Below are 15105 nucleotides of genomic sequence, written 5' to 3'. Positions count from 1 at the left end.
ATATACATAACAGTAAGTCGGATTCAGAAAACGAGATGGCAAAAACCACTTCCTTTAATTAAGTCTGCTTTATACGAATTGAGGCAAATGTTTGTGAAGAGATTTTATAAGGAGACACAATTCTCTTGACAAGTGTCCCGGTCAGATGTCCAAACTTGTCGTTTATCTCTTTAAATCTATCTAAATCAGCCATTATAAAACCTATGTCGTAGTTATATCTCTTGGCCCTTTCAAATTCTTTTAGCAAAAAATCTTCAATCACGTTGCGGTTGTAAAGACCGGTCAACGGATCTTTTATGTAGAGACTTTCTAATTCTCTTATCTTTTCTTTCAAACGATCTAAAACTTTCTTTTTAGTGAGATAATTAAAAACCTTGATTAAAATTTCTTCTTTTAAAGGGGGCTTAGGGATGTAATCATCTGCACCTGCTTTAAAAAGCTCTATCCTTCTTGCAGGTGTATCATATCCGGTAAGCACTATGATAGGAACATCTCCTTTTTCTGGATGTTCTCTTATACTTCTAACTAAATCTAACCCTGAATCTCCTCCACCTAAAACATAGTCGGCTATCACAAGGTCTATATCGTTTTGTTCAAAAAACTTTAAAGCTTCTTCTACGGTTTGAAAAGAGAAAACTTTTAATTTAGTTTCGTCTAAAATCTGTGTTAAAAATTTTACATACAAATTTGCATCTTCTACATAAATAATAGTACCTTCTAACTTTTGTAGTTCTATAATCCTGACAAAATGTTTTAAAACCTTAGGAAGTTTTTTAGGTATATCCTTTTTCAGGATAACCTCTAATACACCTTTTTTTAAAGCCCTCTCTATCAACTCTGGGTCCTCTTCTGAAGTTAACAATAAAACCGGAACTTTTTGGATTTTTTGCTCTTTTTCAAGTGCTTCTAACAGATCAAAAACATCTCCATCCTCTAAAATATATGAGGAAATTATCAAATCAGGAATTTGACCAGCTTTTATCAAACTCAAAGCTTCTTTGACTGTAGCTACTAAAGAAATATCGTGAAAGTAATTTTTTAGTATATCTTCCACCAATTTTCTTAAAAATGTTACAGGAAGTATTACCAAAATCTTTCTCATCATCATGCTTTTGCTCCTTTTAGTCTTATTTGAATTTTATTCTAATAATTTTTAAGTTTTTGACAACATAAAAAACTAAGTTTATAAGTTTTATTCTAAAAAAAATTTTATAATAAAATTTATAAACGAGTGATAAATTTTTACCAATTTTATTGACCGTTTCAAAATTTTTGGTTAATAATTTATTATTAGAAACATTTACAAAATGAGGTGAGGCCATGATCACCAAAGATTTAAAAAACGCTTGGGTTTGTACTTTAAACAACTGTGGTTATATCTATCTTCCCTCAAAAGGGGATAAACACCAACACATCCCTCCAAACACCCCTTTTGAGGCCCTTCCTGAAACCTGGACTTGTCCTAACTGTGGAAACGCTAAAAAAAATTTTAAGAGACTTAAGGACCTTGTAGAAGAAAAATAAATAAAGGAAAATAATAAAAAAAGCCCCTGGGGATCCCCCAGGGGCTAAAGACTCAATCAGAGGTTAAAATTCTCCTCCTCCGGGCATGGCAGGCATTTTTTCTTCTTTTTTAGGTTTTTCGGCTACCATAGCCTCGGTAGTTAACAACAACCCAGCCACAGAAGCGGCATTCTGAAGGGCACAACGGCTTACTTTCTTCGGGTCGATAATTCCAGCAGCTATCAAATCTTTAAACTCGCCGGTAGCAGCATCAAACCCGAAACCATCTTTTCCTTCTTTTACTTTTTCTACGATGATAGAACCTTCAAAACCGGCGTTAAAAGCAATCTGACGTAAAGGAGCTTCTAAAGCTTTTTTGATGATTTCTACACCATACTGTTCATCACCCTCAAACTTAACAGCTTCTAAAGCTGGTAAGCACCTGATATAAGCAATTCCACCACCAGGGACGATACCTTCTTCCACCGCTGCTTTGGTAGCATTAAGGGCGTCTTCAACCCTGGCTTTCTTTTCTTTCATCTCAGTTTCAGTAGCAGCTCCAACATAAATTACTGCAACTCCACCTACAAGTTTAGCCAACCTCTCCTGAAGTTTCTCACGGTCATAATCAGAGGTGGTTTCTTCGATCTGAGCACGGATCTGTTTGATACGAGCTTCGATGTCTTCCTTCTTTCCAGCCCCATCGATGATGGTGGTATGTTCTTTGGTTACCACCACTCTTCTTGCCCTTCCAAGGTCTTTAAGCTGAACGTTTTCAAGTTTCATACCAAGCTCTTCAGATACAAAAGTACCACCTGTTAAGATGGCGATATCCTGAAGCATGGCTTTTCTTCTCTCACCAAAGCCAGGAGCCTTTACAGCGCAGCACTGGAGAACTCCTCTAAGTTTGTTTACCACCAAAGTAGCCAAAGCTTCACCTTCTACATCCTCAGAGATAATTAAAATAGGTTTACCAGACCTGGCTACCTGTTCAAGCACAGGTAAAAGGTCTTTCATAGAGCTGATTTTTTTATCATAAACCAAAATGTATGGATCTTCTAAAACACATTCCATCTTTTCTGGGTCAGTCACAAAGTAAGGAGAAATATATCCTCTATCAAACTGCATACCTTCAACTACTTCAAGATAAGTTTCAAGTCCCTTAGACTCTTCTACAGTAATAACCCCTTCTTTTCCTACCTTATCCATGGCATCAGCTATAAGGTTTCCGATAGCCACATCGTTGTTAGCAGAAATGGTAGCTACTTGAGCGATTTCCTGACGAGATTTGCAAGGCTGAGCTATTCTTTCAAGCTCTTTGACTACGATATCTACTGCCTTGTCAATACCACGTTTGATAGCCATGGGGTTGATACCAGCTGCCACAAGTTTGATACCCTCTTGAAAGATAGCCTGAGCAAGTAAGGTAGCTGTAGTGGTTCCATCTCCAGCAACATCGTTGGTTTTAGACGCCACCTCTTTTACCATCTGGGCGCCCATGTTTTCAAACTTATCTTCTAACTCTATCTCTTTGGCTACGGTTACGCCATCCTTGGTAATCAAAGGAGAACCAAAGGACCTTTCCAAGATTACGTTTCTTCCTTTGGGACCAAGGGTAACCTTTACAGCGTCAGCTAATTTGTTAACTCCTTTTAAGATTTTGTCCCTCGTATTAGCCCCATAAATGATTTCCTTTGCAGCCATAACTTCCCCTCCTTTCGGTATTTTTATTATATTTTAGGACTTAGCCTTACTTAGTCTTCAAGGATAGCTAAGACGTCATCTTCTCTCATGATAAGATATTCTTCACCTTTGATCTTGATTTCAGTTCCAGCATATTTACTGAAAAGGACTTTATCTCCTTCTTTGACGGTTAAAGGCTGTTTTTGACCGTTTTCTAAAACCCTACCATCGCCTACAGCAATCACTTTACCCATGATAGGTTTTTCCTTTGCTGTATCTGGGATGATGATTCCAGATTCAGTCCTCTGTTCTTCTTCGATGCGTTGAACTAAAATGCGATCATGTAAAGGTCTGATCTTCATACTGCCACCTCCTCCTTAAAGATTTTTTGATTTTTAAACCCTAAGAATTAAATTACGAAAAAAAAATAATCATTCGATTTTAAAAGACAAGGTAGTCAAGATTAAATTTTTAAAAATTCAACAAGACTTTTCATAAGGGTTTCTACAGGATAGGTTGTGTCTAAAACCAACAAAGGAGAACATTCCTTTGGGGGTTCAAACTTATCTTTTTGAGCAAGATAAATATCCCACAAAGCATCAGAACAGGTATTTTCTTTTCTCTTAAATAACCTTTCCCTAACTACATTATCTTCAGCGGTACACCACACCCAAAAAACCTCCGCCTTAACCTCTTTTATCCCCTCAAGCAACCAGCTTCTGTATTTTTTATCTCTAAACGTAGCATCAATTATTACATCTCTCCCATAACTAAGCTCTTCCTTAGCCATCTCTATCATTTTCTTGTAAGTTTTTTCAGTAATCTCTGGGGTATAAATACCCTTTTCAAACTCTGCATAATAATGCTTAGATTCTGGCAAAGACAAAAGACGTTTTCTGGTTATGTCTGAAGAAAGGTAAACCGCAGGGAGCTTAGACATAAGGTTTTGCGAAAGAAAGCTTTTACCAGTACCTGAAAGCCCCATAAATACTATTAGCTTAGGAATTCCCCCTGCATAGTGATAAGCAAGGTCAAAATACCTTCTGGCTTGTTCTAAAAATCCTTGTTTTTCAGGACTTGTTTGTTCGGTTGAGGCATAGGTAAAACATCCTATCTTACCCCTAACATAAGCCCGATAACATTTATAAAAATTCAAAAGTTTGTTGATCCCCTGGTCTTGGCTCTGAGAAACATACTGAGCTATAAAATACTCAGATAGACTTCTTTCTCTATAAAAATCTAAGTCCATAGCCAAAAAAGCTATGTCTGAGCACACATCACCACACCTAAATCTTTCGTTGAACTCTATACAATCAAAGATATAAACTTTGTTTACATTCTCAAAACAGATGTTAGCTGAATATAGATCTCCGTGTCCGTCTCTGATAAATCCCTTATCTATCCTTTCTTGAAAAAGGGCTTGATTTTCTTCTAAGAACCTGCGTGTAAATCCTATGATATGTTCGTATTTGTATTTGGCTAAAGCTAATCCAACAAACTCTTTGGTTTGAAGAAAATTTTCCTCGGTGTTAAAACTGATAACCTTTATACTTCCGTAAGGGTTTACCTTTTCTCCGGTTTCTGCCTTTTGATAGAAAGGAACCAACACTGAAACTATAGAGTCTATATGAGCTTCAGTTACTTTCTTTTCTTTTAAAAGCTTCAACATCATCCCTTCTTCAGGAAGTTTCTTCATCTTTACGGCATATTCTACTATCTCTCCTTCAGCCTCAAACTTATATCCTTTAGAAGTTTTCACTACAGGCACAACCCCTAAGTATATTTCAGGAGATAGCCTTCGGTTCAGCATCACCTCTCGTTCACAAAAATGTTTTCTCTTTTCTAAGGTGGTATAGTCTAAAAAACCAAAATTAACTGGTTTTTTGATCTTATAAACGAACAGGTCTGTGATAAAAACATAGGATATATGAGTTTGAACCACCCTTAAAGTTTGAGTAGGATACGGGAAAGAATAGACATCTATCAACCGGTCCCAGGCCTTTGGTTCCATAAAAGGTATTTTAACGGCTACCACGATTTTGGCAAGTTTTTAGAAAAAATCTTTACAGTGCTTTTACGTTTTTTCCTTTATTATCTTGAAATAATCAAGATAAGGTTTTACATTTAACAATATTAAAAACTTTTAGAAAGGGAGCAGTATGAAGGAAGGATTAGAGGTCAATTTTGCAGAGATTTCAGAAGGGGAGATCATAGACGTTCCTGAAATTTTACCCTTAATGGCTATAAGGGACATCGTCCTTTTCCCTTCGATGGTAATTCCTCTTTTTGTAGGAAGGACCAAATCTCTAAAGGCAGTAGAGGAAGCTTTAAATAAAGATAAACTAATCGTTCTTTCTACCCAGAAAAACTCTCGAATAGAAAATCCCAAGCCAGAAGACCTTTATAAAATCGGGACGATCGGGCTTATCCTTAAAACCCTTAATCTCTCTGAAAACCGACTAAAAGTAGTGGTGCAGGTGCTTTCAAGATGTGAAATCCAAGAATATTTAGAAACTGAGCCCTGTTTTAAGGTAAAAATAGAGCCCTGTAAAGAAAAGGAACCGGAAATCATAACCCCTGAAATAGAGGCTTTAATACGCACGGTAAAGGAAAACACAGAAAAATTATTGGTGTTAAAAGGGATTTTAAATCCAGAAATTTCAACGGTTATTCATTCTATAGAAGAACCAGGAAGGCTCGCAGACCTAATCACAGTTTATCTTAAATTAAAGGTTAAAACTGCCCAAGACCTTTTAGAAACCTTAGATGGGGTAGAAAGGCTTAAGAAAATATCTGAAATACTCCTACAAGAAATAGAAATTACCACCCTTCAAAACAAAATTCAAGCCCAAGCCCAAGAAGAGATTGGGAGGTCTCAAAGGGAATATTTCTTAAGAGAACAACTAAGGGCTATAAAAAGGGAGTTGGGAGAATTTGAGGATGTTGAAGACGAGATTGAGGATTTAAAGAAAAAGATTAAAAAAGCCAAAATGCCTAAGGAGGTAGAAAAGGAGGCGTTAAAGCAACTTAAGCGATTAGAATACATGCATCCTGACTCTTCTGAGGCGGCGGTAATAAGAAATTACCTCGAATGGTTGATAGATCTTCCTTGGAACAAGTCTACTCGAGACAACTTAGACCTCAAACATGTTAAAAAAGTGTTGGACAAAGACCACTATGATTTAGAGAAGGTAAAAGACAGAATAATTGAGTTCTTAGCAGTCAAAAAAATCAATCCTAAGGCCAAGGGTGCCATCCTTTGTTTTGTAGGACCTCCTGGGGTTGGTAAAACAAGTCTTGGAAGATCCATTGCTGAAGCCTTAGGTAGAAAGTTTGTGAGAGTAGCCTTAGGTGGGGTAAGGGATGAAGCTGAAATAAGGGGCCATAGAAGAACCTATGTAGGAGCTTTGCCAGGAAGGATCATTCAAGGAATAAAACAAGCTGGGGTAAACAACCCGGTGTTTTTACTTGATGAAATAGACAAGCTGTGTAGTGATTTTCACGGAGACCCTGCAGCAGCTCTTTTAGAGGTTCTTGACCCAGAACAAAACAAAGACTTTGTAGACCACTATTTAGACGTTCCCTTTGACCTCTCTAAGGTTCTCTTTATAGCCACAGCCAACATGACAGAACCTATACCACGGGTACTTTTAGACAGAATGGAGGTAATCTACCTTTCAGGATATACCTATCAAGAAAAATTAGAAATTGCCAAAAGACACATCTTGCCTAAGCTTTTAAAAGAACACGGGCTGAAAAAGAACATTCTTAAAATCTCTGACGAGGTTATTCTAAAGGTTATCGAAGAATATACTTACGAATCAGGGGTACGTGAGTTAGAAAGAAAGCTTGCGGCTATCTGTAGAAAGGTAGCCAGAAAGCTCGCCGAAGGAGAAAAGGGAGCTTTTAAGGTTACAGAGGAAAATTTAGTAGAATTTTTAGGTCCTCCTGAATACATAGAGGAGCTTAAACAAGAAGAAGACGAAATAGGAGTAGCTACTGGCCTTGCCTGGACACCTAATGGTGGAGAGGTGCTCTACGTAGAGGCGGTAGTTATGCCAGGAAAAGGAAACCTCATCCTAACAGGGCATTTAGGAGAGGTGATGAAGGAAAGCGCCCAGGCAGCTCTATCCTATATTCGTTCTAAGTATAAAGAGTTGGGGATTGACCCTAAGTTTTATTCAAAGTATGACATCCACGTCCACGTGCCGTCTGGGGCCATACCTAAGGATGGACCAAGTGCTGGGATTACCATAGCAGTAGCGATGGTATCTGCCTTAACCAAAAAGGCTATTTCCAAAGATTATGCGATGACCGGAGAAGTCACCCTTAGGGGTAAAGTGCTTCCTGTAGGGGGGATAAAAGAAAAAAGTCTTGCTGCCTTAAGAAAAGGAGTTAAAAACGTCCTTATCCCTGATAGAAATTCAAAGGACTTGGAAGATATACCCAAGGAACTGAGAGAAAAAATAAACTTTATCTTGGTCTCACACCTTGACGAAGTTATAAAATTAGTTATCAAAAATTAATCCCAAGCCCTTTATTTTTTTTATTTTTCTGTAATATTTATCTCTAATTATAGTTACAAAGGTATATATTATAAAATGAATAAAAATTTCAACAATAAAAAAGGAAGGAAGGTTAAAGAAACTCCTGAAAGTCGCAAACGAGAACTATTGGAAGCGGTTGATGAAAACTGCAACCCCATCACCATCCTAAAGCGAGAAGAAATCCATCAAAAAGGCTATTTTCATAAAACAGTCCATATTTTTTTGTTTAACAAGGAAGGGGAAATCTATCTTCAAAAAAAATCTAAGTTGGTTGAGGAAAACCCTGGCTTGTGGACTTCCTCGGCTTCAGGACATGTTTTGGTAGGAGAAAGTTTTTTAACCACTGCTCAAAGAGAGTTAAAAGAAGAGCTCTCTATAAGAACAAAATTAGAGGAAGTACTTCGTATCGCCCCAAAAGACTTGAACAACGACATAGACTGTTTAGTCCTTTTTACGGGAACTACCAGTAAAACACCTAAGCCCAACCCTTTAGAAATAGAAACAGGCGGTTTTTTTCCCTTAGAAAAAGTAGATAAATGGGTACAGAAAAACCCAGAAGATTTTACCTTTTCTTTTAGGTTGTTGTGGCAACTTTATTGGAAGGTTATGACTCAAAAAGCTCTGAAGGGAAGATAAGACCTTCTTTTTCGATGATATTTTTTAACAGGTCTAAATCTCTATCTCTTATATATTGGGGTATAGGGGCCATCGCAAGCCGATGAAGTTTTACCTCCTTTTCTGTTGGAGAAAGGTTTAACTCAAGGATTTGTTTTCTTAAGTTCTCCATAAGCTTTAAGTATATTTCATATTCTGGGCCAAACTGCATTTCTAAACTTTCTCTTATCCTTCTTGCTACCGCAGGGCTTGCCCCAGAAGTAGAGATGGCTATGGTTAAACTTCCTCTTTTTACCACAGAAGGCACGATAAAACTGCAAAATTCAGGAACATCTACCATGTTACAAAATACCCTTTTTGCGTTGGCTTCGTCATATATAGACCTTTGGGTAGAAGGGTCGTTGGTTGCAGCAACCACCAACCAGGCTCCTTCAAGGTCTCCTGTCTGATAAATCCTTTTTTCCCAGATTATCTGACCTTCTTCAGCTAACTTTTGTAAAACTGGAGTAGCTTCAGGAGAAATCAACTTAACGAAAGCTTTAGCCTGAAGCAAAGACAAAACCTTTCTTTCACCAACTTTTCCTCCTCCTATAACCACACAAAGCTTCCCTTCTAAGTTTAAAAAAACCGGAAAATAGACGTTAGTCAACCTCTCCCCATCCTTCAAGTTTAGACCTCCAAAACTGAGTAGCCTTAGGGTATAGTTTTACAAATTCCACTTTTAAATAGCCTTTTTCTTTTACTACCTGTTTAACCTCGATGTTTATCTTTGCTGCCCTAAAATGTGCAAGCATAGCCAGATAACTACTCTCCTTTTTAAACCTTACCCTAAAGGTTTCGCTTACCACCTGATTTTTTTCAAAAAAACTTAAAACTTCTTCAAAAAGATTTACAGGTAGTTTATTATAAACCTCTTCTTTAAATTCTTCAAATTCATAAAGGTTCAGAGCAAGCCTTATCAATCTTAGGTAAATAAAATGAGGGTCTACCTCTCCCAAATAAGGAAAGACTACCCTTAAGTCCTCAAGATTAGAAAATGGAGTCACGTATTTAATCCTATATTTCCCATCTTCGGACTTAAAAACTACCCCTTCTCTTTTTTCTTGGTGGTAACGCCTTAAAAGTTCTCTTATGTTTTCATAATCCTTTACCGGGTCAAAAGGCCCATAGATTTCAGGGGCGTTAAAACCATAGGTTTCAAGGAGATTCAACTTTTCTGACTGAGACAAAAATCCTCCTACACCTGTTTTCATAAAATCAAAAACAAAGTAGTTTACATCCTCTGTGATATAAGCAGGATATTCACTAACAAAAGGATTCTCTGGTCCGGCTACTTCAGCACAAACCACTAAATTTGGATGTTTCTCAAAAAACTCAGGAAGATTAGGTAAAAAATCCTCCCATCGATCGGTAGCAAAAGGACAGATGAATCCTCTTCGGGTAAAACCTAAGATTTCATCTCCTACTTTAAAAAGTCTTACGTTATACCCTTCTACCTTTTCTTCAGCATAAAAAGGAGAAGTCATATATCTTACCAATCCAGTTTTTAATACATAAACCCTGGGAATCTGAGGGTAACCTCTTACCAAAACCTGGTCGTTAAAAAACGTTCCCATGGGAAAACTTTTAAAATCCTTGTTTAGCCTAAAAAAGCCTTTATCTTTCCAGGTAAAAAAGAGAATCTTCCCTGTTTGTAAACCTTTTTCCCATTCTTCTAAGGGATACCTTTTTAAATCTGGATTTTTCTTCCAGCAGTGTTGAAAATACTCCCTTACTTCTTTTTCATTCTCGGTAAAGACTAACATATCCCTTCTCTCCTTCTTTGTCTTCGATGGTAATTTTTAACTCAGGCAAAAATTTAGGGATCAACCAGGCTTGAGTAAGAAGATGTTTGGTTACTTTAGCAACAGAAAAACCAAAAAATTTAGCAGACCGCAGTTTTAAAAGGGCTAAACTTATAGGTATCAAGACCTGGTCTGCCAGATGTTCTTCAAACTGAGATTTAGTGCTTAGAAAATTTTTCCATTCTCTTGTTACCTTTTTCCCTATCTCCTCTGCTGGATAGCCACGTTTCCCCAGCTCGGTAAATCCAGCATATAGGACCTTTTCCTTATCTAAAGATTTTAAGAAAACAAAAGTTCCGTCAGATTTAGACTTCACTCTTTCTTTATAGACTATAAGGTTCTCACAGTTTGGTAACTCTGACAATACACCTTTTAGTTGCCTTTCTACGATATGTGCAGGAAGTCTTTCAGATGATACACTATAAACGGTGAGGTTTTCAGGAATAAAACACTCTGGTAAAGTCGGCAGAAAAAACTCTTTCCAGGGTTTAATGAAAGCTCTTATCTTCCCCCCACCTGCAGGATAAAACCCATAGGCTTCAAGATGAAGGTCTACCTCCAGACCAAAAAGTTTGGCCATTGGTAAAAAGACTTCTTTTACATAGTGATAACAGGGGCTAAAAGGAACATGGGTACCTCCTTTGATCACCACCTCTCCACCTTCACTTAAACTCAGAGGATACACAACTGTCTGGAAAAGAAGCAAGGTTGAGCCTGCAGTTCCTATATCAAAGGAATAGTGCAACTTTTCTGGAAGTTTTTTGGGAATAAAAACTATCTCTTGAGAACCTAACTCATCCCCTTTTACCTCTGCCTCTGAAAGATAGGCTAATGCTTTAACACAGGCTAAATGCTGAGGCTGAAGACCTGGTTTAGGTCTTTTAGCTCTAAGGTTAAAAATTTTAAAAGGTTTACCGGTGACTACCGAAAGCGATAAAGAGGTGCGTAAAACCTGACCACCACCTTCACCGTAAGCACCATCTATAACAAGCATTTTTCATCAAGCTCTTTTTCCATCTTTTCGATTTCACTTATCAAAAACTCTACCAACCACTCCACCATCTTTTTGCCTTTTTCAAAGGATGCCTTGCTTGGGTTACCCCATATTCCAGTACTCCAGTATTTTTCTTTCTCAAACACCACCCTAAACTTAGGAAATTTAGGATAATCTTCAAATCCCCCGTCTTTTACCAAATCTGGTTTTAGGTAAAGCATAAGGGAGGTTTCCCATTCTCCTGCATGAGAATCCTCCTCAGGAATACCCATATCTTTTAAACAAGGCCTAAGTAGCTGAAAAATGTCGGCTACAAAAAAATTACAATAAGGAACTAACGATATAAAAGATTCAGCTGCGTCTACCAGATAGGCGTTGTGGGTACCTCCTGCATGTCCAGAAAGAACCATAAAATTTTTAAAACCACAAAGATAAAACTGATGAAAAAGGTTTAGCATCAATTTTTTTAATATCTCTCCGGTAATACTTATCGTCCCAGCAAGGGTGCTCGTACTTCTACAAAGACCATAATAAATCGGTGGGGCTATAAGAACCTTTTTTTTCTCGGCTACCTTTTTACAGACCTCATAGATAGTATAAAGGTCTGTAGCTAAAGGTAAATGAGGACCATGAGCCTCAACAGAACCTACAGGGAAAATAACGGTCTTTACTTGTTTTTTAGCCTCTTCAAATTCTAAAGAAGTAATCTCCTCTACTAACATAATTTAACCTCTTGGAACTATCGATATTTTGATTATTTGAATTATAATTAAAATTTGCTATGAAGAAAAGGGTTTATATAAAAACTTTTGGTTGTCAAATGAATGAAAACGATTCAGAAAAGGTACTCATTCTTTTAAAAGAAGAGTATGTTCCTACCGATAACCCTGAAGAAGCAGACCTTATCATAGTAAATACCTGTTCTGTAAGGGAAAAACCTCAACACAAAGTCTATAGTGAGGTAGGGAGGTATAAACCCTTAAAAAAGAAAAAAAAACATCTCCTCATAGGTATTATGGGATGTGTTGCCCAACAAGAAGGAGAAAACCTGATTAAAAAACTTCCCTATGTAGATTTCGTGTTAGGAACCCAAAGTTTTTATCAAATAAAGGAGGTTATAACTAAACTTCAAAAGGATCCTAAACCTATTGTGTTAACCGAATTAACTAACGAGTTTAAACCACCTTTAGTGCTTCCTGAGGAGACTTTATCTAAAAACACCGAAAAGGTTACTGCTTTTGTCACGATAATGCAAGGATGTGATAATTTTTGTTCTTATTGTATCGTTCCTTATGTCAGAGGAAGAGAAACAAGTAGACCTCCAGAAGAAATCATAGAAGAGATAAAGAGATTGGTAGAATTAGGGGTAAGGGAGGTTACCCTTTTAGGACAAAACGTAAACTCCTATGGGCTAAAGGAAAAAGGTTATCCTGATTTTCCAGAACTCTTGAACCAAATTGCAGCCATAGAAGACTTATGGAGGATAAGGTTTACTACCAGTCATCCTAAAGACCTTTCAGAGAAACTAATAAGAACTATGGCTGAAAATCCCAAAATATGTCATCATATCCATCTCCCTCTTCAGGCTGGTTCAAACAGAATATTAAAACGAATGAACCGTAAATATACTAAAGAAGAATATTTAGAAAAAGTAGCAAAACTTAGGGAGCTAATTCCTGACATAGCCATCACCACCGATATCATCGTAGGATTTCCGGGAGAAACCGAGGAGGATTTTGAAGAAACTTTAGAGATGCTAAAAACCGTAAGGTATCATGAAATTTTTTCCTTTAAGTACTCAGATCGTCCGTTTACCACAGCTAAAAACTTCGAGGACAAAATTCCTGAAGAAGAAAAAGAAAGAAGACTAAAATTAGTTCAGGAGCTACAAAACACCATTACCCAAGAAATCTATCAACAATACGTAGGTAAAGAAATGGAAGTGTTGGTTGAAGGTTTTAGCTCAAAATCGAAAACTCAACTTATGGGACGCACCACCACCAACGTAATAGTGAATTTTTCCTCTCCAAGGCTTGACCTAAAAGGTAGTTTGGTCAAAGTTCTGATAGAAGAAGCAGGAAAACACTCTTTAAAAGGAAGCTATCTTAAAACTCTAAAATAAACTAAATAAATTATATTAAATATTGCAATTTATACAAAAATTGCAATATTTACAAACTTAAGTCTATTTTTTAGTTTATGCATTTTTGTATAACGTTTGGTAGAGCTATTATAAAAACGGTATGTTTTTTGCCAAAAGTTATATGAAAGTGTTTACTGACTATTCTTTAAAACTTTGAGAAAAGAGGTTTTATAAATGAGAGGTATAGCGAAAGGCTTGATAATACTTAGTTTTTTGAGTTTAGTATTTACAGATATAGGCTTTGGGAAAAAGGAAACGACGGTAGGAGGTAAATACTATCCTCCTAATCTAAACCCAACCAAGGTTAAAGAGTTTTGTCAAGAAATACAGCCTCTCTGGCAAAAACAACTGCAGCTTTCTTCTGAAGTGCGTGTCTTGTGGGCACAAACTCCACCTAATTGGGAGGCTATACAGCAAAAGGAAATAGAAATTCAAAAAATCAGGGTTGATATCCAAAAAAAGGCTTATGGAAAAGGACTTCCTTATGGTCCGAGGAAAGGGTTAAACTTCAGAAAACTATGTGGATGGTAAAAATTTCTCTTTTTACTATCAGAGTGGTTACAAACCTTAAAACTTAATGTTGTATTCCTTTAGTTTATAATAAAGGGTCCTCAGAGAAATCCCTAAAAGTTTTGCCGCCTCTTTTTTTATTCCCTTGGGTCTTTTTTAAGGCTTCTATGATGGCATTTTTTTCCAAGGATCTAAGGTCTACTACTTCTTCAGATAAAAAGCCTGATTTTTCTGAAGGTTTACTTTCTGTATAAAAAGGGAGGGACTTTTGGTATCCCAAATCTACCTCAATCTCTTTGCCTTCTGACATCAGGAAAGCCCTTTCTAACAAGTTTTCAAGTTCTCTTACGTTACCTGGAAAGGGATATTTTAACAAAAATTCCTTAGAATTTGAACTTAAAGGTAAGAGGTCTCGCTGTAACTTTTTAGCTAACCTATGGATGATAAACTCCGCTATCTTTAATATAGCTTGCTTTCTTTCTCTCAAGGGTTTTACCTCTATAGGAAATACATTAATCCTAAAAAATAAATCCTCCCTAAACTTACCTTCTTTAACCAACTTAATAAGGTCCCGGTTGGTTGCCGTAATAAACCTGACGTTAGTCTTTATAGAGGTTAAACTTCCTAATCTTTCAAAGGTTTTATTTTGTAATACACTTAAAAATTTTGCCTGTACGGTAAGGTTCATCTCTGAAATTTCGTCTAAGAATAACGTTCCATCTTTGGCTAACTCTATCTTTCCGGGTTTACTCTTTAAGGCCCCTGTAAAAGCACCCTTTTCATACCCAAATAGTTCGGCTTCTATTAACGTTTCAGGGATGGCTGCACAATTAACCTCTACAAATTTACCTGGCCTTCGGCTAAGACGATGGATGACCTTAGCTATCAACGACTTTCCTGTACCTGTCTCACCGTATAAAATCACAGTAGTGTCTGTAGGGGCTACTTTTACTACTTTATCGTAAACTTCCTCCATCCCTAAAAATAAGATTTCTAAAGGAGGAAGTTCTTCTTGGGTTTCTTCCTCAGAATCTTCCTTGGGTTTTTTAGCTAAGATGTTTTGAACTAAACTTAAAAAGTCTTCAGGACTGGAAAGAGGTTTGGTAATATAATCTACAGCCCCCTTTTTCATGGCCTCTACCGCAGAACTTACAGTAGCATAGGCGGTTATTACTAAAAATAAAGTATTAGGTAAGGCAGGTTTTACCTTTTTGATAAAATCTATTCCACTCATCTTAGGAAGTTTAAGGTCTGTAATGATAAGGT

At 37.0% G+C, this 15105-nt stretch carries 13 protein-coding genes and 3 pseudogenes; 6 read left to right on the top strand and 10 right to left on the bottom strand.

Annotation, left to right across the window (positions count from 1 at the left end; translation table 11 throughout):
* Positions 1-129, top strand: a pseudogene (locus H529_RS12180) (IS256 family transposase); the annotation flags it as partial.
* Between the two features lie 16 nt (positions 130-145).
* Here the strand turns inward: H529_RS12180 and H529_RS0106555 are convergent.
* A pseudogene (locus tag H529_RS0106555) lies at positions 146-1102 on the bottom strand (response regulator); the annotation flags it as partial.
* Between the two features lie 218 nt (positions 1103-1320).
* Here H529_RS0106555 and H529_RS0106550 point away from each other — a divergent pair.
* Positions 1321-1524: a rubredoxin gene (locus H529_RS0106550; RefSeq protein ID WP_022855728.1), complete on the top strand. Its 204-nt coding sequence runs from the start codon at positions 1321-1323 to the stop codon at positions 1522-1524.
* A gap of 63 nt (positions 1525-1587) precedes the next feature.
* Here the strand turns inward: H529_RS0106550 and groL are convergent, their stop codons facing one another.
* From groL to H529_RS0106535, 3 genes are all read right to left on the bottom strand, one after another.
* Positions 1588-3207, bottom strand: a complete 1620-nt coding sequence (groL, locus tag H529_RS0106545) for a chaperonin GroEL (protein ID WP_022855727.1) — start codon at positions 3205-3207, stop codon at positions 1588-1590.
* Between the two features lie 50 nt (positions 3208-3257).
* Positions 3258-3548: a co-chaperone GroES gene (gene groES / locus H529_RS0106540; protein WP_022855726.1), complete on the bottom strand. Its 291-nt coding sequence runs from the start codon at positions 3546-3548 to the stop codon at positions 3258-3260.
* Between the two features lie 101 nt (positions 3549-3649).
* The gene (locus tag H529_RS0106535) at positions 3650-5197 is read right to left on the bottom strand and encodes a bifunctional aminoglycoside phosphotransferase/ATP-binding protein (RefSeq protein WP_022855725.1); all 1548 of its coding nucleotides are present in this window, start codon (positions 5195-5197) and stop codon (positions 3650-3652) included.
* A 148-nt stretch (positions 5198-5345) separates the two neighbouring features.
* On the opposite strand from H529_RS0106535, the gene lon reads away from it, so the two are divergent.
* Positions 5346-7712 carry an endopeptidase La gene (gene lon / locus H529_RS0106530; protein WP_022855724.1) on the top strand — a complete coding sequence of 789 codons (2367 nt, stop codon included), beginning with the start codon at positions 5346-5348 and terminating at the stop codon, positions 7710-7712.
* Positions 7713-7787: 75 nt separating this feature from the next.
* Entirely contained in the window at positions 7788-8369 is a 582-nt protein-coding gene (locus H529_RS10430) for an NUDIX hydrolase (protein ID WP_022855723.1), read from the top strand.
* On the opposite strand, the gene H529_RS10425 is transcribed toward H529_RS10430, so the two are convergent.
* The 4 genes from H529_RS10425 to H529_RS0106505 are packed head-to-tail and all read right to left on the bottom strand — an operon-like array spanning position 8338 to position 11908.
* Positions 8338-9015 (bottom strand): precorrin-2 dehydrogenase/sirohydrochlorin ferrochelatase family protein, encoded by a 678-nt coding sequence (locus H529_RS10425; protein ID WP_022855722.1) that lies wholly within the window; start codon positions 9013-9015, stop codon positions 8338-8340. The two genes, H529_RS10430 and H529_RS10425, sit on opposite strands and share 32 nt — an antisense overlap.
* Positions 8990-10153, bottom strand: a complete 1164-nt coding sequence (locus H529_RS10420; protein ID WP_022855721.1) for an RNA ligase — start codon at positions 10151-10153, stop codon at positions 8990-8992. Before H529_RS10420 ends, H529_RS10425 begins: the two co-directional genes overlap by 26 nt.
* A complete protein-coding gene (gene rtcA, locus H529_RS0106510) occupies positions 10131-11186 on the bottom strand; it encodes an RNA 3'-terminal phosphate cyclase (protein ID WP_022855720.1) in 1056 nt (351 codons plus the stop codon). The genes H529_RS10420 and rtcA overlap by 23 nt, the downstream gene beginning before the upstream one ends.
* On the bottom strand, positions 11174-11908 hold the full coding sequence (locus tag H529_RS0106505; RefSeq protein WP_022855719.1) for a creatininase family protein: 735 nt from the start codon (positions 11906-11908) through the stop codon (positions 11174-11176). Before H529_RS0106505 ends, rtcA begins: the two co-directional genes overlap by 13 nt.
* A gap of 59 nt (positions 11909-11967) precedes the next feature.
* Here H529_RS0106505 and miaB point away from each other — a divergent pair, with 59 nt between their 5' ends.
* Both miaB and H529_RS0106495 read left to right on the top strand, forming a co-directional pair.
* Positions 11968-13308 (top strand): tRNA (N6-isopentenyl adenosine(37)-C2)-methylthiotransferase MiaB, encoded by a 1341-nt coding sequence (gene miaB, locus H529_RS0106500; RefSeq protein WP_022855718.1) that lies wholly within the window; start codon positions 11968-11970, stop codon positions 13306-13308.
* Positions 13309-13503: 195 nt separating this feature from the next.
* Positions 13504-13860 carry a hypothetical protein gene (locus H529_RS0106495; RefSeq protein WP_022855717.1) on the top strand — a complete coding sequence of 119 codons (357 nt, stop codon included), beginning with the start codon at positions 13504-13506 and terminating at the stop codon, positions 13858-13860.
* 36 nt (positions 13861-13896) lie between these two features.
* Here H529_RS0106495 and H529_RS12175 read toward each other — a convergent pair whose 3' ends face one another.
* Positions 13897-13980, bottom strand: coding sequence for a helix-turn-helix domain-containing protein (locus H529_RS12175; RefSeq protein ID WP_422821903.1), 84 nt, complete (start codon positions 13978-13980; stop codon positions 13897-13899).
* 199 nt (positions 13981-14179) lie between these two features.
* Positions 14180-15073: pseudogene (locus tag H529_RS12170) on the bottom strand (sigma-54-dependent transcriptional regulator); the annotation flags it as partial.
* Between the last annotated feature and the right edge of the window lie 32 nt (positions 15074-15105).

The sequence above is a fragment of the Thermodesulfobacterium thermophilum DSM 1276 genome, from assembly GCF_000421605.1.
Classification (GTDB): domain Bacteria; phylum Desulfobacterota; class Thermodesulfobacteria; order Thermodesulfobacteriales; family Thermodesulfobacteriaceae; genus Thermodesulfobacterium; species Thermodesulfobacterium thermophilum.
This window is presented reverse-complemented; position numbering and strand designations above follow the sequence as displayed.